Here is a 21092-nt window from a genome sequence, read left to right on the forward strand (position 1 = left end):
CCTCCCTGCCCGCCCCGTCCGCTCCCAGTACGAAGATTTCATGCGCCACGTCGACACGCACGGCGTGTTCAAGAGCGACCGCACGGGCACGGGCACCAAGAGCGTGTTCGGCCACCAGATGCGCTTCGACCTGAACGAGGGCTTTCCGCTGGTGACCACGAAGAAGGTGCACCTGAAGTCCATCATCCAGGAACTGCTGTGGTTCCTGACCGGCTCCAGCAACAACAACTGGCTCAAGGAGCGCGGCGTCACCATCTGGGACGAATGGGCGCGCGAAGACGGCGACCTGGGCCCGGTGTACGGCGTGCAGTGGCGCAGCTGGCCCACGCCCGACGGCGGCCACATCGACCAGATTTCCGACGTCATCAAGACGCTGAAGAGCAACCCCGACTCGCGCCGCATCATCGTGAGCGCCTGGAACGTGGCCGAGCTGTCGAAGATGGCGCTCATGCCCTGCCACGCCTTCTTCCAGTTCTACGTGGCACCGCCGCAGGCCGAAGGCGAGCGCGGCAAGCTCAGCTGCCAGCTCTACCAGCGCAGCGCCGACATCTTCCTGGGCGTGCCCTTCAACATCGCCAGCTACGCGCTGCTCACGCACATGGTGGCGCAGCAGTGCGACCTCGACGTGGGCGACTTCATCTGGACCGGCGGCGACTGCCACATCTACAGCAACCACGCCGAGCAGGTGAAGCTGCAACTGAGCCGCACGCCCTTCCCCTACCCCACGCTGCACATCAAGCGCAAGCCCGATTCGATCTTCGACTACCAGTACGAAGACTTCGAAGTGCTGGACTACAAGCACGGCGATCCGATCAAGGCGCCGGTGGCGGTGTGAACGCGATGAGCGCCGCCACGCCCCGCATCAACCTGATCTTCGCGCGCGCCGCCAACGGCGTGATCGGCGTGAACAACACTATCCCCTGGCACCTGCCGGAGGACATGGCCCACTTCAAGCAGCAGACCGCGGGCGCACCCGTGGTGATGGGCCGCAAGACCTGGGATTCGCTGCCGCCGCGCTTTCGCCCGCTGCCGGGCCGCCGGAACATCGTGGTCACGCGACAAGCCGACTGGCAAGCCGAAGGCGCGCAAGCGGTCGGCAGCCTGCCCGATGCGCTGTCGCTGTGCACGCCGGCGGACTCGCCCGAAGTCTGGGTGATCGGTGGCGCACAGATCTACGCCGAAGCCGAACCACTGGCCCAACGCGCGGTGGTCACCGAGATCGCACGCGACTACGAAGGCGACGCGCATGCCCCCGTGCTCGACGCCGCCGTGTGGCGCGAAACGCAGCGCGAGTCGCACGTCTCGGCCAAGGACGGCCTGCCCTTCAGCTTCGTGACCTACGAACGCGTCACTGCATGACGATCAAGCACCGCGCGCCCGGTACCTCGCCACAACTGTCGCGGCGCACCGTGCTGGCCGGTGCCGCCCTGCTCGCCGGCCTCGCGCCGCTGCAGGCCCTGCAGGCCGCCGGGCCGCTGGAGTCGGACGAAGAGGCGCTGTTCATGCCCGGCACCGCGCGCCCCACGGCCGACGGCCGGCTCGAGGTCGACGTGCATGCCTGGGTGTTCGAGCGCGAGCACCGCTGGGGCCTCGACGCCGCGCTCGCGCGCTACCTCGGCATGAATCTGAAGAAGCTCACGCCGGCCGCGCGGCTGCGCTTCAGCCAGCGCACCGCGCTGTTCCATGCCGAGTCGGAAGAAGACAAGGTCATCGACGTCGTCTTCGACGGCTCGGCCACGCGCCTCACGATGCCGCCCACGGGCGCCGACGGCCGCAGCAACCTGCGCGCGGTCGTCGAGGCCTCGCACATCCCGGCGTCACAGGAGTGGCTGCCGTTCCACGGCGTGACCGGCCCGGGCGAGCTGCTGCCGCGCTTTCGCGGCCGTGCGCAGATCGTGCCGGCGCAGGGCGTGTCGGTCATCTCGGACATCGACGACACCATCAAGCGCACGCAGGTGCGCGACCGGCGCGAGATGCTGCTGAACACCTTCGCGCGCCGCTTCGAGGCCGCGCCGGGCATGGCGGCGCACTACCGCGCGCTGGCGCAGGCGCCCGGCACGCGCTTTCACTACCTCTCGGGCAGCCCGATCCAGCTGTACCCCGCGCTCACCGATTTCATTCGCGACGCCGACTTTCCCGCCGGCAGCATGCACCTGCGCGAGAGCACGACATGGCGCACGCTGATCCCCAGCGCCGAAGACTCGCGCGCGCACAAGCTCGGCGTGATCGAGCGGCTGCTGGCCGAATTTCCGCAGCGCCGCTTCCTGCTCGTGGGCGATTCGGGCGAGGCCGATCCCGAGATCTACGCGCAGGTGTTCCGCGCGCATCCGCAGCGCATCGACGGCATCGTGATCCGCGACGTGACCGACGAGAACCGGCTGTCCGACCGCTACCGCGCCACCTTCGAAGGCATCGCGCCCGTGGTCTGGCACCTGCTGCGGCCCGACACCACCGCCTGGCCCATTCAACCAGCCAATCGATAGCGGCGGTTCACGCCGCGCGCGCGCCCAACCAACGCCGGTAGCGCTTCGTCAGCCGCTTCGTGCGCAGCTGGTCGAGCACCAGGGTCAGGAACGGCGAATGCGCGGGCGCGCTGTTGCGGCCCGGGCGCAGCGTGCGCAGCCGGCGCTTCACCAGCGCCATGCGCGCCAGCGCGGCCATGACCTGGTCCTTCCAGTCGACCTGCGGGCTCTGCGCCGCCGCGTCTTCGCCCGCGCGCCAGCGTGCCGGCAGGTCGGGCGCCACGGCCAGCGCGGTGGCCATGCCCACCACGGCGACGCCTTCTCCCAGCACCCGTTCGGCGACGGCGCGGCGCACGATGCCGCCCGTGGTCATGACCGGCATGCGCGCCTCGGCGGCCAGCTCCCGGGCGAACTCCAGGAAGTAGGCCTCGCGCGCCAGCGTGCGGCCGTCGGCGGTGCGTCCCTGCATCGCCGGGCTCTCGTAGCTGCCGCCCGACAGCTCGACCAGGTCCACGGCCTCGTCGTTGAGCCAGCGGATGACCTGCTTCGCATCGTTCTCCGAGAAGCCGCCGCGCTGGAAGTCGGCGGAGTTGAGCTTCACGGCCACGGCGAAGCCGCGCGCCACGCGGGCCCGCACGGCACGCACCACGTCGAGCAGAAAGCGCGCGCGGTTCTCCAGGCTGCCGCCCCAGGCATCGGTGCGCTGGTTCGTCAGCGGCGACAAAAACTGCGAGAGCAGGTAGCCGTGCGCCGCATGCACCTGCACGCCGGTGAAGCCCGCACGCTCGGCGGCCTGCGCCGTGGCGGCGAAGCGGTCGACGGTCTCGGCGATCTCCGCCTCGCTCATCGCCTTGGGTTGCACGAAAAGCTTGCTGTGCTTGCCCAGATCGAGCGCCACCGACGACGGCGCCCAGGCCGTGCCGCCCATGCTGATCTGCACCTGCCGGCCCGGATGGTTGATCTGCATCCACACCTGCGCGCCGCCGCTGCGCGCGGCCGTGGCCCATTCGGTGAAGCGCTCGAGCGGCGTATCGGCTTCGAGCACGACACCGCCCGGACCGGTGAGCGCGCGGCCGTCGATCATCACGTTGCCCGTGAGGATCAGGCCCGCCCCGCCCTGCGCCCAGACGCGGTACAGGTCGTGCAGCGCCGCGCCCGGCAGTTGCCCGGCATCGGCCATGTTTTCCTCCATGGCGGCCTTGGCCAGGCGGTTGGGCAGGACGCTCCCGTTGGGCAGGGTCAGCGGCTGAAAAAGCGGCGAGGAGTTCACGATGAGGACCGGGTGGTGAAGTGGAAAAACCCGATGCTAAGATTCAAGCCAACTTGAAGGTCAAGCGATATGAAGATCGGTGAACTGGCAGACAAGACCGGCATGGCGCCCTCGGCCATCCGCTTCTACGAACAAAGCGGCCTGCTGCCCGCACCCGAGCGCGGCGCCAATGGGTACCGCGTCTACACCGAGGCCGCGCTCAAGCGGCTGCAGCTGATCCAGATCGCGCAGAACCTCGGCTTCTCGCTGGACAGCCTGCGCAGCGCTTTCGCGGGCTGCGAGGTCTTTTCGGGGGACGACCTGCTCGAACGGCTCGACGGCCGCGTGCGCGAAATCGACCAGCTCATGGCCGGCCTGCGCGCGCAGCGGCGCGACCTGACCGACCTGCGCACCACCTTGCGCCAGACCTGGGCCGCCGGCGAATGCATGGACCCCGCCACGCTGGCCGAAAGCATGGCTACGACCAGAAACAAAGTGGCACGTCCCTCGCGCCCGCAGAAAGAACTGGAAACTTCGGTACACGCCCCGAAAGGCATGCGCGGCGCAGGGTTTAGACAGCGCTAATTGTTTGTGCGCACAATGTCCGGACCGCCCTCCCCTCAACACAAGGAGACGACCCATGTCCATGGAATTTCTTCGGACCCTCGCCGAGCAGAAATTGCCATACGTCCTCCACACGCCCGCAGACATCGACAGGCTGCGCGTGCTGCGTGCCGCCGACCTCGTGACTGCCTTCATTCCGCCGTCGGAGCACGCGCCCGACGAGCGCGCGATCCATCAGCTGGCCCAGGTGGAATCGATCACCGCGAAGGGCCGCCTGGCCCTGAACAAGGCGACCTCTTCGTTCATCGAACTCTGAGGTTCGCCCGCACGCTCAGACCACGCCCTGCGCCAGCATCGCATCGGCCACGCGCACGAAGCCGGCGATGTTCGCGCCATCCACGTAGCTCACGCTGCCGTCGGCGCGCGAACCGTAGTGCAGGCACGACTCGTGGATGCCCTGCATGATCTGCAGCAGGCGCGCATCGACCTCGTCGCGCGTCCATGACAGCCGGGCCGCGTTCTGGCTCATCTCCAGGCCCGACGTGGCCACACCGCCCGCGTTGCTGGCCTTGCCCGGCGCGTACAGCACGCCGTGGCCTTCGAGCACCTTCACGGCTTCCATGGTCGATGGCATGTTGGCGCCTTCGGCCACGCACACCACGCCGTTCTTCACCAGCGTGCGCGCGTCTTCCTCGTTGAGCTCGTTCTGCGTGGCGCTGGGCAGCGCCACGTCGACCGGCACGTGCCACGGCGTGGCGCCGGCCACGAAGCGGGTGCCGGTGCGCTCGGCGTAGTCGCTCACGCGGCCGTAGAGGTGGTTCTTCACGTCCATCAGCACGGCCAGCTTCTCGGGCGTGAAGCCTTCCTCGTCGACCACGGTGCCGCTCGAGTCGGACACGGTGACCACCTTGGCGCCCAGCGCCATGGCCTTCTCGATGGTGTATTGCGCCACGTTGCCCGCGCCCGAGACGCTCACGCGCAGGCCGTCGAAGCTGCGGCCCTTGCGCTTGAGCATTTCCTGCGCGAAGTAGACGTTGCCGTAGCCCGTGGCCTCGGGGCGGATCAGCGAACCGCCGAAGCTCAGGCCCTTGCCGGTGAACACGCAATCGGCGCGGTTGGTGAGCTTCTTGACCATGCCGGCCATGAAGCCGACCTCGCGCCCGCCCACCCCCACGTCACCGGCCGGCACGTCGGTGTCGGAGCCCACGTGACGGAACAGCTCGGTCACGAGCGCCTGGCAGAAGCGCATCACCTCGCCCTGGCTCTTGCCCTTGGGGTCGAAGTCGGCGCCGCCCTTGCCGCCGCCCATGGGCAGCGTGGTCAGCGCGTTCTTGAAGGTCTGCTCGAAGGCCAGGAACTTGAGGATTGACAGGTTCACCGAGGGGTGGAAGCGCATGCCTCCCTTGTAGGGGCCGATGGCCAGGCTGTGCTGGATGCGGAAGCCGCGGTTGACCTGCACCTCGCCGTGGTCGTCCACCCAGGACACGCGGAACATGATCACGCGCTCGGGCTCCACCAGCCGCTCCAGCAGGCTGTGGCTCGTGTACTTGGGGTGCTTCTCGATGTAGGGCCACAGGCTCTCCATCACTTCGGTCACGGCCTGCAGGTACTCGGGCTGTCCGGGGTTGCGTTGTGCGACGTGTGCGAGGAACCCCCCGACGGATGCGTGCTTCATTCCAATCAATCCTCTGTTTTCCAAAACGGTGCATAACCTTATGCGAATCCTGCATTTTGCCGGATCGGAGAACCAGATTGAGGCGCAAAGCCCTAACAAGGTGCGCTGTTTGGGGCGTGTGGCGTGGCAAGGCCCCAACTTGGAACATCGCCGGAGCGCACCGGCACCCGCAAAAAGCGGTCAGAATCCCGCCCCGCGCCCTCCCGCACGGCCCGTCTCGGAATTCAAAGATGCAGATCAGCTACCGCTTCCAGTTCTCGCAGGCGCATGTGCTCACCGGCTTCCTGCGCAACCTGCAGCAGGTCTGGTGGGTCCGGTTCAAGTGGCCGTTGGCGCTGCTGTTCGCCCTGGCCCTGGCCATATGCGTCTACGAAGGGTTTCCCGTCCTGGCGGTCGTTTTCGCGGTGGGCATCGCGCTGCTGCTGAGCGCGCCGGCCATCGCCCGGCTGGCCCTCCATCGCTTCAGGCAAAGCCCCTTCTACAACGACGAGATCGACTTCTCGCTGTCGGAGAGCGGCTCCCACGCACGGGGCCGCCACAGCGAGGTGCGCCACGGCTGGGAGGCCTACACCAAGGCCCGCCGCTTCAAGGACGGCCTGCTGCTGTGCCACGGCCCGGACGCCTTCCACTGGTTGCCCGATGCGGCCGCGGCCGATCCGGCGGCCATTGCAGCGGCGCAGCAGCTCGCACGCGCGCGCATCCGGGACTACCGCGAGCTCTGACCGGGAACCGGGGACGATGAAGGCAAGGCGCCCCGGATCAAGGGCGCGCTCGCCTGCTACTTGCGCGCCTTCTCGATCTCCGCCATCAGCTCCTTGACGGTGGCCTCGCCGACCGAGGCTGTGTACTTGTCGATCACCGGCTTCACCTTGGCGCGCAGCTTCGCCATTTCTTCGGGTGGCAGCTCCGAAACCGTCATGCCGGCCTTCTTGAGCGCGTCGAGCGCGCTGTCGGCGGCGCCGCGCGAGGCCTGGCGCTGGAACGTGGTCGCCTCCGCGGCGGCCTCGTTGACGATCTTCTTTTCGTCGGCACTCATGCCGTCCCAGGTCTTGCGGCTGATCAGCAGCGCCTGCGGGTTGTAGATGTGGCGGGTCTGGGTGATGTACTTCTGCACTTCCGCGAACTTGGACGACAGGATGGTCGTGTTCGGGTTCTCCTGGCCGTCGACCGCCTTCTGGTCGAGCGCGGGATACAGCTCGGGGAACGGCAGCGGCGTGGCGTTGGCGCCCAGCGCGCTGAACATGTCGATGTAGATCGGCGACTGGATCACGCGGATCTTTAACCCCGCGATGTCGTCGGCCTTGACGATCGGACGCTTGCTGTTCGTCAGGTTGCGAAAGCCCAGGTCCCAGTAGCCCAGGCCGTGCAGCGCCTTGTCCTCCAGCTTGGCCATCAGCTTCTGGCCGAAGGGGCCGTCGGTGACGACGTCGGCTTCCTTGCCGCTGTTGAAGAGGAACGGGAAGTCGTAGGCCGCGAACTCCTTCACCTGCGCCGACAGGATGCCGGCGTTGAGCACGGTCATCTCCACCGTGCCGCCCTGCAGCGCCGACACCGTCTGCAGGTCGCCGCCCAGCGTGCCGCCCGGGAACAGCTTCACGGTGATCTTGCCGCCCGACTTCGCGGCCACGAGGTCGGCGAACTTCTGTGCGCCCTGCGCCTGCGGATGGCCGGCCTGGTTCTGGAACGCGAACTTGATGGTGCGCTCCTTGAGCTGCGCGAACGCACCAGGGGCGGCGAACGCAAGGGCCGCCGCCATGGCGGCCAGCAGCAGGGTGCGCTTCGAATGCTTCGTCTTCATGGTGATGTCTCCTTCTCTTTGTTGGGGATGGTGCAAACGGCTGGGCCTACGCCCTCTTCTTGAACAACGCCGAGGCCCCGCTGGCGCGCGCCACCTCTTCGGCGGCCTGGCACAGCGCCGGCCCCAGCGCTTCCATGCGCTGCGGCGTGAGCCGCACCGACGGGCCCGCGATGGTGACGACCCCGATCGCCGTGCCGTCGGCGCCGAACACGGGTGCGGCCATGGCGGTCATCGCGGGGGCGAACACCTCGTTGATCATGCTGAAGCCGCGCTGGCGCGCCGCCTTCACGAAAGCCATCACGGCCTTGAGCGACGTGGGGGCCTTGGGGCCGTAGTCCTCGGGCTTGCCCAGCCCCTTCTTGGCGACGAGCGCCATCGCGTCATCCTCGCCCATGGTCGACAACCACGCATGCCCGGCTGCGCTGCACGAGAGCGCGACCGACAAGCCCATGTCGGGGTCGTAGCGCAGGCCATGCGTGGCGCCTTGGGCCTTCGCGACAAAGGTCAGGTCTTCGCCGTCGACCACCGCCAGGCGCACGAGCTCGCCCGAGGTCGAAGCCAGTTGGTCGAGCAGCGGCTGCGCGATGTCGACGATGCCCGAGCGGCTGAGGAACGACAGGCTGATCGAGACCAGCTTGATGGTCAGCACGTAGTGGCCGTCGCGCGCCTCCTGCCGCACGTAGCCGCAGCGGATGAGCTCCGCGAGCAATCGGTGCGATGCACTCAATGGAATCTGCAATTCGCTGGCCAACGCCGACAGCGCGCACCCCTCGGGATGCTCCGCCAGATGTTCCAGCACCTTGAAGCTGCGTTCCAGTATTCCGCTCATTTCGTCCTCCAGATGTCGTCTCGTCAACGCGGGCGATGCGGCCCGCCACTCAGGGTCCGCCAGCGTAGCAGAACTCGGGGAAGGGATTTCCATTATGGAAATTCTTTCCAACAAAAATACGATCGCCTCCGTCCGGCATTTTTCCTTCCCTCTTTCTTCCTTCCCGCCTGAGGACCCTTCGTGAAACTTCTTCGTATGCTTGCCGTGGCCGGCCTGTGCGCCGGCCTCACCGCCCCGTCGTGGGCGCAGCAGGAGCGCGTGATCCGCTTCGGCCACCTGAACAACGCCGACCACCCCGTGAGCTTCGGCGTCAAGCGCTTTGCCGAACTGCTCTCGGCCAAGAGCGGCGGCAAGATGAAGGTCCAGGAGTTCCCCGCCTCGCAACTGGGCAACGAGATGCAGCAGCAGTCGGCCTTGCAGGGTGGTGTGCAACAGATGTCTGCGCCGGCCACCACATCGCTCGCCGGCATCGTCAAGGAGTTCGGCCTCGTCGACTTCCCCTTCTCGGTGAACAACTTCGCGCAGGCCGATGCACTGCTCGACGGGCCCCTGGGCCAAGCGCTCATCGCCAAGCTCCCCGAGAAGGGCCTCGTCGCCCTGGGCTACTGGGACCTCGGGTTTCGCAACGTCACCAACAGCAAGCGGCCCATCACCAAGCCTGAAGACCTCGAGGGCCTGAAGATCCGCGTGATCCCCAACCCCGTGTTCCTCGAAACCTTCAAGGCCTTCAAGGCCAACCCCGTGCCGATGCCTTTCGCCGAGCTGTACGGCGCGCTCGAAGCCAAGGCGGTCGATGGGCAAGAGAACCCGTATGCGGTGATCCTGTCGAACAAGTTCTACGAAGTGCAGAAGTTCGTCAGCGCCACCAACCACGTGTACGCCGCCAACATCGTGCTGGTGAGCAAGAAGTTCTGGGACTCGCTCACGCCTGCCGAGCAGAAGATGATGAACGACGCGGCCAACGAGGCACGCGGCTACCAGCGCCAAGTGAGCCGCGCCGCCGCGCAAAAGGCCGTGGGCGACCTGCAGGCCAAGGGCGCGCAGTTCAATGAACTCTCGCCCGCCGAACAGAAGCGCATGCGCGACATCGCCAAGCCCGTCGTCGACAAGTTCGCCGCACAGTACGACCCCGCCATCGTCAAGCTCTACAACGACGAGCTCGTGCGCATCCGCAAGTAAGTCAGCAAGCCAGCCCGTCCCTCACCGAAGCTCCCCATGAAGATCCTCGTTCTCCACGGCCCCAACCTCAACCTGTTCGGTCGCCGCGAACCGCACATCTACGGCAAGACCACGCTCGCCGAGATCAACGCGCAGCTGCAGGCCCTCGCCGGCGAACTCGGCGTGACGCTGGACACCATCCAGTCGAACCACGAAGGCGACCTGATCGACTTCCTGCACACCCACATCGACGATGCGCAGGGCGCGCTGGTGAACCCCGCCGGCCTCACGCAGCACGGCGTGCCGCTGCACGATGCGATCAAGGCCATGCCGTTCCCGACCATCGAGGTCCACATGTCCAACATCGCTGCGCGCGAGGCATGGCGCGCGCATTCGATCATCTCGCCGGCGGTGAAGGGCACGGTCCAGGGCCTGGGCCCGCTGTCGTACCTGGCGGCGTTGCGCGCGCTGGTCGACATGCAGCGCCAGGCGCAGGCTCAAGTCCAGGCGCAGGCCTCCGCATGACCCGCTGGCTCGACCGGTGCTGCACCGGCATCGAGGCGCTGATCGCGGCCGCGCTCGCGGTCATGGTCGTGCTCGTGTTCGGCAACGTGGTGCTGCGCTACGGCTTCAACTCGGGCATCACGGTGTCCGAGGAAATCTCGCGCTGGCTCTTCATCTGGATGACCTTCCTGGGCGCCGTGGTTGCGCTGAAGGAGCACGGGCACCTGGGTGTGGACATGGTGGTGCAGAAGCTGCCCCCCATCGGCAAGAAGATCTGCCTGGCCGTCGGCCATGCAGTCATGCTCTACATCGTCTGGCTGTTGCTGCAGGGCAGCATCGCGCAGGCGCGCATCAACTGGGACGTGACGGCGCCCGTCACCGGCGCGTCGATGGCCATCGTCTACGCGGCGGGCATCGTGTTCTCGGTGCTGGCCGGGCTCATCCTGGCGCTCGACCTGCTGCGCCTGCTCACGGGCCGCATCGCCGACCATGAACTGGTGATGGTGCAGGAGTCGGAAGAAGCGGTGCAGCTGCAGCAGATCCTGGGTTCGCAAGATGCCAAGGAACCGGGGGCACGGCCATGACCATCGTTGTTTTTGTCGGCTCGCTGTTGCTCGCCATGGCGATGGGCATTCCCATCGCCTTCTCGCTGCTGGCCAGCGGCGTGGCGCTGATGTGGCACCTCGACCTGTTCGACGCGCAGATCCTCACGCAGAACGTGATCGGCGGCGCCGACAGCTTTCCACTGTTGGCCGTGCCCTTCTTCATGCTCGCGGGCGAGATCATGAACGTGGGCGGACTGTCCAAGCGCATCGTCGACTTCGCGCTCGCGCTGGTCGGCCACGTGAAGGGCGGCCTCGGCTACGTGACGATCATGGCGGGCTGCCTGCTGTCGGCGCTCTCGGGTTCGGCCGTGGCCGATGCCGCCGCGCTCACCGCACTGCTGCTGCCGATGATGGTGCGCGCGGGCCACGACAAGCCGCGCGCGGCCGGCCTCATTGCGGCCACCGGCGTGATCGGCCCCGTGATCCCGCCGAGCATCGGCCTCGTGATCTTCGGCGTGGCGGCCAACGTGTCGATCTCCAAGCTGTTTCTCGCGGCCATCGTGCCGGGCCTGCTGATCGGCGGCGCGCTGTGGATCACCTGGGCCTGGCTGGTGCGGCGCGAAAAGATCGTGCCGCCGCCGCGCAAGTCGTCGGCCGAGATTGCCGCCGCCTTCCGCAACGCGCTGTGGGCGCTGATGCTGCCGGTGATCATCCTCGTGGGCCTGCGCATGGGCGTGTTCACGCCCACCGAGGCCGCGGTGGTGGCCGCCGTGTATGCGCTCTTCGTGTCGACGGTGGTATACCGCGAGATCACCTGGAAGGACCTGTACGCCATCTTCGTGAGCGCGGCCAAGACCAGCGCCATCGTGATGTTCCTGATCGCCGCGGCGATGGTGAGCGCCTGGCTCATCACGGTGGCCGACCTGCCCTCCAAGATCGTGGGCATGCTGCAGCCGTTCATGGGCAACCAGATGCTGCTCATGATCGCGATCATGGTGCTCGTGATGGTGGTGGGCACGGCGATGGACATGACGCCGACCATCCTCATCCTCACGCCGGTGCTCATGCCCGTGGTGAAGGCGGCCGGCATCGACCCCGTGTACTTCGGCGTGCTGTTCATCATCAACAACTCGATCGGTCTCGTCACGCCGCCGGTGGGCACGGTGCTCAACGTGGTGGCCGGCGTCGGCAAGATCTCGATGGACGACGTCACGCGCGGCGTGGTGCCGTTCATGCTGGCCGAGTTCGCGATCCTGTTCGTGATGGTGGCGTTTCCGCAGCTGGTGATCGTGCCGGCGCGGTGGTTCGGGGGCTGAGCCGATGCGCGCCATTTGCCTCACCGCGCTCGCCCTGTTCGCGGCTTTTCCCGCGGTCGCGCAAGACCCCGAGCGCGAAGTGCTGCCCGAGCAGCGCCAGCGGCTGGCCTTCATCGCGCCCTCCGGCCTCGCGCCGCTGGGCAGCGGCAAGATGGTGTTCAGCGCCTTCCACGTCACGACCGGCCAGGAGCTGTGGGTCACCGACGGCAGCAATGCCGGCACCTCCTTGCTGAAGGACATCCGGCCGGGCTTCCGGGGGTCGTTCCCTGCCGGTCAGGTCGCGTTCAAGGGCCACGTCTACACCACGGCCACCGACGGCGCGAGCGGGCTCGAGCTCTGGCGCACCGACGGCACCGCCGCCGGCACGACGCAGGTGATCGACCTGCGCCCCGGCGAGGAAGGCGCGATGCCCAACGAGCTGACCGTGTTCCGCGACGCGCTCTACTTCGTGGCCGACGACGGCCAGACCGGCTTCCAGGTGTGGAAGACCACGGGCGATGCGAAGGGCACCACGCGCGTGTCCGCCGTCGACGCCGGGCCGCGCGCCCTCACCCGCCAGCTCACCGTGGCCGGCTCGCGCCTGTTCTTCACCGCGACCACGCGCACGCACGGCCACGAACTCTGGGTGACCGACGGCTCGCCCGAGCACACACGCCTGGTGAAGGACATCCGCCCAGGCATCGAGGATGCGGGCATCCAGAACCTCACAGCCGTGGGCAACGACATTTACTTCACCGCGCACGACGGCGAACACGGCGCCGAGCTGTGGAAGAGCGACGGCACCGCACACGGCACGCAGCTGGTGAAAGACCTGCGCCCCGGCGCCGCGCCCTCGCGGCCGACGCACCTGGCGGTGCTGGGCCGCACGCTGTACTTCTCGGCCGACGACGGCGTGCACGGCATCGAGCTGTGGAAGACCGACGGCACCGCGAAGGGCACGGTGCTGGTGAAGGACATTCGGCCGGGCCCGAGCGGCTCCGTGTCGAGCGCGATCGCCGTGATGGGCGGCAAGCTCTACTTCGCCGCGACCGACGGCGTGTCGGGCGCGGAGCTGTGGCGCAGCGACGGCACGGCGGCGGGCACGGTGCGGGTGAAGGACATCGCACCGGGCGTGGAGAACGGCTCACCGGCACGCTTCGCCGTCATCGGGGCGCGCCTGTGGTTCGCGGCGAACGGCGGCGGTGGCCGGGGCGTCGAGCCATGGACCAGCGACGGCACGCCGGCCGGCACGCGCGCGGTGGCCGACCTGGCCGCGGGCGAACGCCACGCCATGCCGCTGGGCTTTCGCGCGCTGGGCGACGCGGTGCTCTTCGTGGCCGACGACGGCCATGGCAACGACCGGCTGTGGTCCTATCGCAAGGACGGCAAGGACGGCCGGGCGACGCTGATCGGCGATCCGCTCAAGGCGCGGCTGCGCTGACACCGAAGGCCTGCGTGGCCGCGTAGTCGCGCAAGGCCTGCTGCATGGCTACGGCGATGGCGGGGTGCGTCGGGTCGTGGCCCGCGCCCTGCGCCCACTGCAGCGGCGCGCCCAGCACCTGCGCCAGTGCCTGCGCGCCCTCGGGCGGACACAGCGCGTCCTGCGTGCCATGCACGATCAACGTGGGCACGGCAGGCAATGCGGCGCAGCGCTGCAACAGCGTAGGCGCGTCGAGCCAGCAGCCATGCCGCAGGTAGTGGCTCTGCACGCGGTAGCGCGCCACGAGCCGCGGCAGCATCGCTTCGTCGATCGGCGGCGCGGCGCCACCGGTGGCGAGGCGCTGTTCCCAGTCGAACCAGTGGCGCGTCAGCTCGCACTGCCGCTCCCAGGTGCCGTGCGCGAAGACCTCGGCGATCGGCACCGTCACCGGGCATTGCCGGCGCCCGGCCTCGCCCCACAGTGCGCGCCATGCGGGGCCGTCGTGCTGCAGGGCCCCGGCGAAGAGCGCGTGAATGTCGCCCGGGCGCGCGAGGAACACGTTGCGCAGCAGCAGGCCCGCGACGGCCTCCGGTGCGTCGAGCGCATGCCTCAGCGCCAGCGTGGCACCCCACGAGCCGCCCACCACCAGCCATCGATCGATGTGCAGATGTGCGCGCAGCAGCCGCAGGTCGGCCAGCAGATCGGCGAGCGTGTTGTGTTCGATCGATCCTGCAGGTGTGCTGAGGCCCGAACCGCGCTGATCGGGGCAGACGATGCGGTAGTGCGCGGGATCGAAGTCCCGGCGCAACAGCGGCGAACTGCCCGAGCCCGGCCCGCCATGCAGCACCACCACCGGCAGGCCCGCCGGATTGCCGTGCTCCTCGACGTGCATCACATGCCCGCCGTCCAGAGGCAGGCGATGGGTGATCGTCATTGGCGCGTGTTCTCAGCTCAGCGCGTTCGCGTCGGTGCGAAAGACGAGGTCGCCCGCACGCCGCGCGCCCGGCACGAAGCGGATCGGCGTGCCGACGTCGCGCGGATCACCCGCCGCCTTGACCATCGCCTCCACCTCCTCATGCCGCGGGCTCTTCGGGCACACCGGGTCCGTGGCCGCCGCGTCGCCGGTCAGCAGAAAAGCCTGGCAGCGACAGCCCCCATGGTCCTTCTCCTTCTCATCGCAGCTCTGGCAGGTGCTGCTCATCCAGCCCGTGCCACGGTAGGCGCCGAAGGCCGGGCTCTCCTGCCAGATGCTGCGGATGCTGTGCTCGCGCACATTGGGAAAGTCGAGCCCGGGCAGCATGCGCGCGCTGTGGCACGGCAGCGCCACGCCGTCGGGTGCGACCACGAGGAACACGCTGCCCCACCCCGCCATGCAGGGCTTGGGCTTGCCCTCGGCGTAGTCGGGCACCACCCAGAGGATCTTCATGCGGCCGTCCAGGCGCGGGCGATGGGTTTGCACCACCGCCTCGGCCGTGGCCAGCATGTCGCGCGAGGGCATCAGCATCTCGCGGTTGCGCCAGGCCCAGCCGTAGTACTGCACGTTGGCGAGTTCGAGAAAGTCGGCCTCCATCGCCTCGGCCATCTCGATGATGCGGCCCACGTGCGGCAGGTTGTAGCGGTGCATCACGCAGTTCAGCACCATCGGGTAGCCGAGGTCCTTGATGGTGCGGGCCACGCGCTGCTTGAGGTCGAAGGTCTTCGTGGAGCTGAGGAAGTCGTTGAGCTCGCGGCTCGAATCCTGGAACGACAGCTGGATGTGGTCCAGCCCCGCACGCTTGAGCGTCTCTGCGCGCTGCGGCGTGAGGCCCACGCCCGAGGTGATCAGGTTGGTATAGAAGCCGAGCTCGTGCGCCGCCGCGACCAGCTCCGGCAGGTCGTCGCGCAGCAGCGGCTCGCCGCCCGAGAAGCCCAGTTGCACCGCGCCCATCGCGCGCGCCTCGCGGAACACGCGAATCCATTCGGCCGTGTCCAGCTCCTCGCGGTAGCGCGTGTAGTCGACCGGGTTGGAGCAGAAGGCGCAGTGCAGCGGGCAGCGGTAGGTCAGCTCGGCCAGCAGCCACAGCGGCGGCTTGGCGACCGCGCGGGGTGCGCGGGCTTGCGGCTCAGCGGATCCAGTGGCGTCCATGGGCCTGCTCCAGGAATTCGAGCACGTCGGCATGCAGGTCGCTCTCGCCGAAGGTGCGCTCCAGGTCGGCCACGAGTGCGGCCACCGAGGTCTTGCCGTCGCAGCGCTGGAGGATCTCGGCCGCCGGCCCGTTCAGCTTGATCATGCCCTCGGGGAACAGCAGCACGTGGCACTGCTGCGCCTCTTCCCACTGCATGCGGTAGATCGAGGTGAGCGCCGGTTGGGCATCGTCGGTCCATGCGGTCATGGTTGCTGGTCTTTCGGAAGGTCGTCGGGATAAGCCTTCTCGATCGCGTCGAGCATGGCCCAGAGGATGTCGAGCTTGAAGCCCAGGATGTGCAGCGCGCGCTGCTGCCGCTCGCGCGTGGTGCACCACTGCATCGCCACTTCGAGGCCGTGCTCGACGTCGCGGTCGGCCAGCGGAATGCGGCTGCGAAAGTAGTCCAGGCCCGAGGTGTCGATCCACGGGTAGTGCGTGGGCCAGCCCGCGAGCCGGTCCTTGTGGATGCGCGGTGCGAACATCTCGGTGAGCGAGGAGATCACCGCCTCCTGCCACGACGCCGTGCGCGCGAAGTTGACGTAGGCATCGACCGCGAAGCGCACGCCGGGCACGACGAGCGCGTGCGACTCGAGCACCTCGCGCGCCAGGCCGGTGGCGATGCCCAGGCGGGTCCAGATCTCGATGCCGCCCGCGTTGGCGCCTTCATGGTCGCCGTGCCCGTCGTGGTCGAGCATGCGCACCACCCAGCGCCGGCGCGTGGCGCGGTCGTCGCAGTTGGACAGAACGGCGGCGTCCTTCACCGGGATGCGGCACTGGTAGTAGAAGCGGTTCGCCACCCAGCCGCGCACCTGGAAGGGCTGCAGCTCGCCCGCGTTGAGCCGGCGATTGAACGGGTGGTGGCTGTGGTAGCGCGACTCCATGGCGCGCAGCCTCGCTTCGAATTCCTGCGGGGACCATGGGCCTTGTGTCTCTTGTGTCACGTGTTCAGATCTCCAAGGCCATGCCGTCGAACGCGACCTCGATGCCGCGGCGCACGAGCTGCGCGCGCTGTGGCCCGTCTTCGTCCAGGATGGGGTTGCTGTTGTTGATGTGGATGAGCACCTTGCGCCGCGCCGCACAGGCGTCGAGCGCCTGCAGCATGCCGGGGCCGTGCGGCCCGTCGCATTGCGGCAGGTGACCCATGTCGGCCGCGTGCTTCTTGCCGAGGCCGGCCGCGACCATCTCGTCTTCGGTCCAGAAGGTGCCGTCGACGAGCACGCAGTCGCAGGCATCGAGGCTGCGGCGCTCGGCCTCGCCGACCTGCGCCAGGCCCGGCGCGTAGAGCACGCGCTTGCCGGTGGTGGGGTCTTCGATGAGCACCGCGGCGTTCTCGCTGCGCGCCTCGGTCTGGCGGCGCGGCGAATACGGCGGCGCCTTGCCGGGCACCGGCACGGCCTGCAGCCGCAGCCCGGCGATGTCGTGCCAGGCACCGCCGCCGGGCTCGAGCGACAACGGGTGCCAGGTCACGCCGCAGTAGCTGTCGAGCGTGCGCAGCAGCGGCAGGCTGCCGCTGAGGTCGTCATGGGCCTCGGGCGTGCAGTACAGCTGCAGCCGCTGCCCTTCGCGCAGGCTCAGCAGGCCTGCGACGTGGTCGATTTGAGAGTCCATCAGCACCACCGCCTCGATCGGCGAATGGCGCAGGCCGTGGCGCGGCCACAGGGCCGGCGAGGCGCGCAGTTGCGCGCCGAGGTCGGGGGAGGCGTTCAGCAATATCCAGCGTTCGCCATCGGCCGACACGGCGATCGAACTCTGCGTGCGGGGCGTGGCCCGCACCTGCCCGCTTCGCTGGCCGGCGCACAGGCGGCAATTGCAATTCCATTGAGGGAAGCCACCGCCCGCTCCCGAACCCAGCACCAGAATCTTCATGGGGGCCCAACAAAAAAACACGGCACCGGCGCAAGGCCGGTGCCGTGGGTCTGCGCGCTCAGCGAGCGGAGATGTACATCGTGATTTCGAAACCGAAACGCATTTCTTCAAACTCAGGCTTGCACCATTTCATCGCATTGCTCCTTCAGTGGTTGGGGTTGAGGACATATCAATAGACGACGATCTTTCCCGTCGGGCGCGGGCTATGGCAGTCGTTGTAAAAGTATTCGCCCGGCGTGTCAAAGGTGTGGGTCTGCGACTGGCCCGGGGTCAGCCTGAAATTGAACCGCCCTTCGAAGAACTGCGTGGCGCAGTGGGTGTTGGCGTTGGCTGCGGGGTTGGTGAAGGTCACGGCGGTGTTGACGGGCACGCGCATGAAGGTCGGCGTCATGGCATTCACGGCCGTCGACTCGGTCGCACCCGGCTCGTTCGCCGCGGTCTGCACACGCGCCAGGAACACGGTGTTCGGCGTCGGCAGTGCCGCGCCCTCCACCGCCGCGCCCGACACGGGCCGACGCACCACGGGCGGTGTCGGCGTGGCGGCCGCGGTCACCGCGCCGCCGACCTTGAAGGCCCACAGCCGGTCGCCGCGCGGGGCCGAGTCGCCGTACGGAATGCTGGTGCCGCCCGAGAACACCGCGATGTACTGCTCGCCATCGATCTCGTAGGAGACCGGGCTCGCGCTGATCGCCGCGCCGGTCTGGAAGCGCCACAGCTCGGTGCCGTCCTGCGCATCGAGCGCCAGCAGGTTGCCGTCGGGCTGCCCGATGAACAGCAGGTCGGAGGCCGTGCTCAGGATGCCGTTGCCGTGCGCCACCGAGTACGGCAGCGGCTTCTTCCACTTGACGAGGTTGGTGCTCGGGTCCACCGCCACGACCGCGCCGGTCATGTAGGTGCCCGGCGGACGCAGGCCGTTGCTCGACTCGCTGAGCGAGTGCGCTGCCGACACGTAGCCCATGCCCGTGTAGACCAGGCCCGTGCGCTGGCTGAAGGACTGGTGGTTCCAGTTGGCACCGCCGCCGTGGCCCGGGATGGACAGGATCGGCACGTCCCAGTGTGCGTCGTACAGGCAGCCCTTCGTGTAGTTGGGCACCGCGCGGTTCGGGTCGCCCGGAATGGCCGTGCCCAGCGGCTGGTCGACGATGCAGGTCTCGGTCCAGGCGCCCTGGCGCGGCAGAGGCTGCGTGGGCCAGCTGGCCTGGCGGGCGTCCTGCTTCACGGGCACTTCGTCGATGCCCAGCGGCGCGCTGCCGTCCTTGCGATCGAGGATGTAGTACATGCCCGTCTTGCTGCCGTAGATGACGACCTTGCGGTCCTTGCCGTCGATCTTCACATCGGCGAGCACGGGCGACATCACGTTGTCCATGTCCCAGATGTCGTGGTGCACCGACTGGAAGTGCCACTTGTATTCGCCGCTCTTCAGGTCGAGCGCGACGATGGAGTTGGCGAACAGGTTCTGACCCGGGCGCGAGGAGCCGTCTTGCGACGAGCCGCCGCGCACGTTGCCGAAGGTCCAGTACACCAGGCCCAGCTCGGGATCGACCGCGGGATGGATCCACGGCGTGGCGCCGGTGCGTGCCGTGTCGGGTGCGCCGCCCCAGGTGTCGTAGCCGAGTTCGCCCGCGCGGGGCACGCCCCAGAAGGTGGTCAGCACCTTGCCGGTGAGTGCGTCGGCCGAGAATGCGGCGCCGCGGTTGCCGTCGTTGGTGCCCAGGTACAGGCGCTTGTCGTGGTAGACCAGCGCGACCTTCTGCAGCGCGCCCTTGTAGTCGGGGTCGGTGCTGCTGGTCGGGTACTGCTTGATCCACTCGACGGCGCCGGTGTCGGTTCGCAGCGCCACGAGGCGGTTGCCGGTGGCCACGGTGAACACCAGGCCCAGGTCCTTGGCGACGGCCACGCCGCGGCGGGTGATGCTGCCGTAGGGCGTGGTCCACTTCCACTTCGTCACGCCGGTCTTGCCGTCCACCGCGACCACGTTGCCCAGTGCGGACTCGATGTAGAGCACGCCGTCGACGACGACGGTGGTGCTCTGGTTGTTGCCGGTGGTCATGCCGCCTTCGATCTGGTTGACCCAGGCGCCGCCCAGTTGCGTGACGAGGCCCTTGTTGATCTTGCGCAGGCTCGAATAGTTCTGGTTGCCCAGGTTGCCGCCGACCTTCGGAAAGTCCTTGTCGCCGGCGGTGCAGCAGTCCGACAGGTCGGCCGCGGGTGCGGCGGCGGCCGGTGGCGATGCGGGCGGCGGTGTGCCGGCAGACGGCGGCGGCGCAGGGGCCGGCACGACGGGCAGCACGGGCGTTCCGCCACCGCCGCTGGAGCCGCCGCAGGCGGTGATCAGCAACGGCGATGCAAGCACGCCGCACGAGATCAGCAGCGTGACCAATGATTTTTTCTTCATGGATGTCTCTACTCGGTGAACGTTGGAACAGGGATGTTCGAAACGACCGGTGGCGCGCACACGGCGCCGCACCGGCCCCGGGAGGTCGTCGTCGTTACTCGGTGGTGCAGAAAGGCGTCAGGCCCATCGCCGACTTCACGCCTTGCACGACGAGCTTCTGGAACTCGATGGCGCCCACGCCCGACAGGTCGGCGGTGAACGAGTGCGCGTTGTGCCCGAGGGTCGTGAGCCATGCGCGACCGCCGTCGTAGTACTGGCACCAGGCGACCGGATGGAAGTCGGCGTGGCCGGGATGCGGCGCGGAGGTGAGCGGCTTCAGCGTCGAGGTGTCGACCTTGGCCAGGAACTTCACCTTCGTCGGGAAGGGCATCAGGTTGTACCACTCGTCCTGGAAGGAGAAGCGCTTGGGCACGTCCTTCGTCGAAGGGTCGTCCGAGACGATCTCGACATCGCCCGCGCGGTTCGGTCCGTGGTTGTAGAAGTTCGCGTTGCCCAGCAGGCCTTCGTAGTAGGGCCAGTTGTATTCGGCGCCGAAGGCGTTGTGCAGGCCGACGAAGCCGCCGCCGCGGCGCATGTAGTTGCGCAGTGCGGTGCGCGCGGCGTCCTGGCTGGTGCTCACCGCGCCGTTCCACAAGGTGTCGCGGTTCGAGCTCGCGAAGATGATCGCCTTGTAGTTGTTGATGCGGCTGCCCAGCACGGCCACGTCCTCGGTCCAGTCGACCGTGATGCCCTCGGCCGACAGCATGCGCACGAGGCCTGCCTGCATCACGTTGTCGGTGTTCATCGCCGGGTTCAGGCCGGCCGCCATCGGCGTGCCGAGCACGGCATGGCGCGGGCCGGCGGTGCGCGAGTAGATCAGCACGCGGTCGGGCGTGGTGGCGAACGCGCCCCAGTCGTTGTAGCACTTGGGGTTGGTGCCGCGGCAGACGTTGTAGTACTCGTCGAAGCTGTCGTCGACCTCGGCCACCGGTTCGGTGGGCGCCGGCACTTCGTCGGTCGGCGCAGGCGGCGGTGCCGATGCAGCAGGCGCGGGCGCCACGGGCAGGATCGGCAAGGCCGCGCCGCCGCCGCCGTCGCCTCCACCGCAGGCAGTCAATGCCAGCGCGAGCGCGGCGGCCGATGCAAGTCCGAAGGGAAAAAATCTGGGATGTGTCAACGGAGTCTCCT

The 21092-nt window shown here is 68.2% G+C and carries 23 protein-coding genes; 11 read left to right on the forward strand and 12 right to left on the reverse strand.

Going from position 1 to position 21092, the window contains the following annotated elements; genetic code table 11:
* The 3 genes from AC07XP_RS05000 to AC07XP_RS05010 form a co-directional block, all read left to right on the forward strand.
* On the forward strand, positions 1-835 hold an 835-nt coding region (locus AC07XP_RS05000; protein WP_495263998.1), incomplete at its 5' end, for a thymidylate synthase.
* Between the two features lie 5 nt (positions 836-840).
* Positions 841-1359, forward strand: coding sequence for a dihydrofolate reductase (locus AC07XP_RS05005; RefSeq protein ID WP_495264075.1), 519 nt, complete (start codon positions 841-843; stop codon positions 1357-1359).
* Positions 1356-2483, forward strand: a complete 1128-nt coding sequence (locus AC07XP_RS05010; RefSeq protein WP_139705761.1) for a phosphatidate phosphatase App1 family protein — start codon at positions 1356-1358, stop codon at positions 2481-2483. The genes AC07XP_RS05005 and AC07XP_RS05010 overlap by 4 nt, the downstream gene beginning before the upstream one ends.
* Positions 2484-2490: 7 nt before the next feature.
* Here AC07XP_RS05010 and AC07XP_RS05015 read toward each other — a convergent pair whose 3' ends face one another.
* Positions 2491-3732 (reverse strand): NADH:flavin oxidoreductase/NADH oxidase family protein, encoded by a 1242-nt coding sequence (locus AC07XP_RS05015; protein WP_495263999.1) that lies wholly within the window; start codon positions 3730-3732, stop codon positions 2491-2493.
* Between the two features lie 69 nt (positions 3733-3801).
* Between AC07XP_RS05015 and AC07XP_RS05020 the strand changes: the two genes are divergently transcribed.
* Positions 3802-4296, forward strand: coding sequence for a MerR family transcriptional regulator (locus AC07XP_RS05020; protein ID WP_495264000.1), 495 nt, complete (start codon positions 3802-3804; stop codon positions 4294-4296).
* A 55-nt stretch (positions 4297-4351) separates the two neighbouring features.
* Entirely contained in the window at positions 4352-4591 is a 240-nt protein-coding gene (locus AC07XP_RS05025) for a hypothetical protein (protein WP_095951069.1), read from the forward strand.
* A gap of 15 nt (positions 4592-4606) precedes the next feature.
* Here AC07XP_RS05025 and gdhA read toward each other — a convergent pair whose 3' ends face one another.
* Positions 4607-5950 carry an NADP-specific glutamate dehydrogenase gene (gdhA, locus tag AC07XP_RS05030; RefSeq protein WP_095744520.1) on the reverse strand — a complete coding sequence of 448 codons (1344 nt, stop codon included), beginning with the start codon at positions 5948-5950 and terminating at the stop codon, positions 4607-4609.
* A gap of 230 nt (positions 5951-6180) precedes the next feature.
* Between gdhA and AC07XP_RS05035 the strand changes: the two genes are divergently transcribed.
* Entirely contained in the window at positions 6181-6672 is a 492-nt protein-coding gene (locus AC07XP_RS05035; protein ID WP_492685075.1) for a hypothetical protein, read from the forward strand.
* A 56-nt stretch (positions 6673-6728) separates the two neighbouring features.
* Here the strand turns inward: AC07XP_RS05035 and AC07XP_RS05040 are convergent, their stop codons facing one another.
* Positions 6729-7748, reverse strand: coding sequence for a TRAP transporter substrate-binding protein (locus AC07XP_RS05040; RefSeq protein ID WP_062476580.1), 1020 nt, complete (start codon positions 7746-7748; stop codon positions 6729-6731).
* Between the two features lie 46 nt (positions 7749-7794).
* Positions 7795-8577 carry an IclR family transcriptional regulator gene (locus AC07XP_RS05045; protein WP_062476577.1) on the reverse strand — a complete coding sequence of 261 codons (783 nt, stop codon included), beginning with the start codon at positions 8575-8577 and terminating at the stop codon, positions 7795-7797.
* A 195-nt stretch (positions 8578-8772) separates the two neighbouring features.
* Here AC07XP_RS05045 and AC07XP_RS05050 point away from each other — a divergent pair, with 195 nt between their 5' ends.
* Genes AC07XP_RS05050 through AC07XP_RS05070 form a run of 5 tightly spaced genes read left to right on the forward strand, consistent with a single transcriptional unit; the run spans position 8773 to position 13520 of the window.
* A complete protein-coding gene (locus AC07XP_RS05050) occupies positions 8773-9756 on the forward strand; it encodes a TRAP transporter substrate-binding protein (RefSeq protein ID WP_495264076.1) in 984 nt (327 codons plus the stop codon).
* 36 nt (positions 9757-9792) lie between these two features.
* Entirely contained in the window at positions 9793-10260 is a 468-nt protein-coding gene (locus AC07XP_RS05055) for a type II 3-dehydroquinate dehydratase (RefSeq protein WP_495264001.1), read from the forward strand.
* Positions 10257-10823, forward strand: coding sequence for a TRAP transporter small permease (locus AC07XP_RS05060; RefSeq protein ID WP_062476567.1), 567 nt, complete (start codon positions 10257-10259; stop codon positions 10821-10823). The genes AC07XP_RS05055 and AC07XP_RS05060 overlap by 4 nt, the downstream gene beginning before the upstream one ends.
* Positions 10820-12100, forward strand: coding sequence for a TRAP transporter large permease (locus tag AC07XP_RS05065; protein ID WP_390345359.1), 1281 nt, complete (start codon positions 10820-10822; stop codon positions 12098-12100). Before AC07XP_RS05060 ends, AC07XP_RS05065 begins: the two co-directional genes overlap by 4 nt.
* Positions 12101-12104: 4 nt before the next feature.
* On the forward strand, positions 12105-13520 hold the full coding sequence (locus tag AC07XP_RS05070; RefSeq protein WP_495264002.1) for an ELWxxDGT repeat protein: 1416 nt from the start codon (positions 12105-12107) through the stop codon (positions 13518-13520).
* Here the strand turns inward: AC07XP_RS05070 and AC07XP_RS05075 are convergent.
* The 8 genes from AC07XP_RS05075 to AC07XP_RS05110 all read right to left on the reverse strand — a co-directional run bounded on the left by AC07XP_RS05075 (position 13501) and on the right by AC07XP_RS05110 (position 21081).
* Positions 13501-14433, reverse strand: a complete 933-nt coding sequence (locus AC07XP_RS05075; protein ID WP_495264003.1) for an alpha/beta fold hydrolase — start codon at positions 14431-14433, stop codon at positions 13501-13503. The two genes, AC07XP_RS05070 and AC07XP_RS05075, sit on opposite strands and share 20 nt — an antisense overlap.
* A gap of 12 nt (positions 14434-14445) precedes the next feature.
* Entirely contained in the window at positions 14446-15624 is a 1179-nt protein-coding gene (pqqE, locus tag AC07XP_RS05080; RefSeq protein WP_495264004.1) for a pyrroloquinoline quinone biosynthesis protein PqqE, read from the reverse strand.
* Positions 15602-15871: a pyrroloquinoline quinone biosynthesis peptide chaperone PqqD gene (gene pqqD, locus AC07XP_RS05085; RefSeq protein ID WP_070059765.1), complete on the reverse strand. Its 270-nt coding sequence runs from the start codon at positions 15869-15871 to the stop codon at positions 15602-15604. The genes pqqE and pqqD overlap by 23 nt, the downstream gene beginning before the upstream one ends.
* Complete coding sequence (gene pqqC, locus AC07XP_RS05090; protein WP_495264005.1) at positions 15868-16605, reverse strand: pyrroloquinoline-quinone synthase PqqC; 738 nt, start codon at positions 16603-16605, stop codon at positions 15868-15870. The genes pqqD and pqqC overlap by 4 nt, the downstream gene beginning before the upstream one ends.
* 4 nt (positions 16606-16609) lie before the next feature.
* Positions 16610-17530 (reverse strand): pyrroloquinoline quinone biosynthesis protein PqqB, encoded by a 921-nt coding sequence (gene pqqB, locus AC07XP_RS05095; RefSeq protein WP_495264006.1) that lies wholly within the window; start codon positions 17528-17530, stop codon positions 16610-16612.
* 58 nt (positions 17531-17588) lie between these two features.
* Entirely contained in the window at positions 17589-17663 is a 75-nt protein-coding gene (gene pqqA / locus AC07XP_RS05100; RefSeq protein ID WP_013539171.1) for a pyrroloquinoline quinone precursor peptide PqqA, read from the reverse strand.
* 36 nt (positions 17664-17699) lie between these two features.
* On the reverse strand, positions 17700-19925 hold the full coding sequence (locus AC07XP_RS05105) for an outer membrane protein assembly factor BamB family protein (protein WP_095951053.1): 2226 nt from the start codon (positions 19923-19925) through the stop codon (positions 17700-17702).
* Positions 19926-20019: 94 nt separating this feature from the next.
* Positions 20020-21081, reverse strand: coding sequence for a ThuA domain-containing protein (locus AC07XP_RS05110; RefSeq protein WP_495264007.1), 1062 nt, complete (start codon positions 21079-21081; stop codon positions 20020-20022).
* Between the last annotated feature and the right edge of the window lie 11 nt (positions 21082-21092).

The organism is Variovorax sp. GW531-E2, from assembly GCF_059423125.1.

Coding starts and splice junctions, on each gene's coding strand:
- AC07XP_RS05005 (WP_495264075.1), top strand. CDS start 841: ATGAGCGCCGCCACGCCCCGCATCAACCTGATCTTCGCGCGCGCCGCC.
- AC07XP_RS05010 (WP_139705761.1), top strand. CDS start 1,356: ATGACGATCAAGCACCGCGCGCCCGGTACCTCGCCACAACTGTCGCGG.
- AC07XP_RS05020 (WP_495264000.1), top strand. CDS start 3,802: ATGAAGATCGGTGAACTGGCAGACAAGACCGGCATGGCGCCCTCGGCC.
- AC07XP_RS05025 (WP_095951069.1), top strand. CDS start 4,352: ATGTCCATGGAATTTCTTCGGACCCTCGCCGAGCAGAAATTGCCATAC.
- gdhA (WP_095744520.1), bottom strand. CDS start 5,950: ATGAAGCACGCATCCGTCGGGGGGTTCCTCGCACACGTCGCACAACGC.
- AC07XP_RS05035 (WP_492685075.1), top strand. CDS start 6,181: ATGCAGATCAGCTACCGCTTCCAGTTCTCGCAGGCGCATGTGCTCACC.
- AC07XP_RS05040 (WP_062476580.1), bottom strand. CDS start 7,748: ATGAAGACGAAGCATTCGAAGCGCACCCTGCTGCTGGCCGCCATGGCG.
- AC07XP_RS05045 (WP_062476577.1), bottom strand. CDS start 8,577: ATGAGCGGAATACTGGAACGCAGCTTCAAGGTGCTGGAACATCTGGCG.
- AC07XP_RS05050 (WP_495264076.1), top strand. CDS start 8,773: ATGCTTGCCGTGGCCGGCCTGTGCGCCGGCCTCACCGCCCCGTCGTGG.
- AC07XP_RS05055 (WP_495264001.1), top strand. CDS start 9,793: ATGAAGATCCTCGTTCTCCACGGCCCCAACCTCAACCTGTTCGGTCGC.
- AC07XP_RS05060 (WP_062476567.1), top strand. CDS start 10,257: ATGACCCGCTGGCTCGACCGGTGCTGCACCGGCATCGAGGCGCTGATC.
- AC07XP_RS05065 (WP_390345359.1), top strand. CDS start 10,820: ATGACCATCGTTGTTTTTGTCGGCTCGCTGTTGCTCGCCATGGCGATG.
- AC07XP_RS05070 (WP_495264002.1), top strand. CDS start 12,105: ATGCGCGCCATTTGCCTCACCGCGCTCGCCCTGTTCGCGGCTTTTCCC.
- AC07XP_RS05075 (WP_495264003.1), bottom strand. CDS start 14,433: ATGACGATCACCCATCGCCTGCCTCTGGACGGCGGGCATGTGATGCAC.
- pqqE (WP_495264004.1), bottom strand. CDS start 15,624: ATGGACGCCACTGGATCCGCTGAGCCGCAAGCCCGCGCACCCCGCGCG.
- pqqD (WP_070059765.1), bottom strand. CDS start 15,871: ATGACCGCATGGACCGACGATGCCCAACCGGCGCTCACCTCGATCTAC.
- pqqB (WP_495264006.1), bottom strand. CDS start 17,530: ATGAAGATTCTGGTGCTGGGTTCGGGAGCGGGCGGTGGCTTCCCTCAA.
- AC07XP_RS05105 (WP_095951053.1), bottom strand. CDS start 19,925: ATGAAGAAAAAATCATTGGTCACGCTGCTGATCTCGTGCGGCGTGCTT.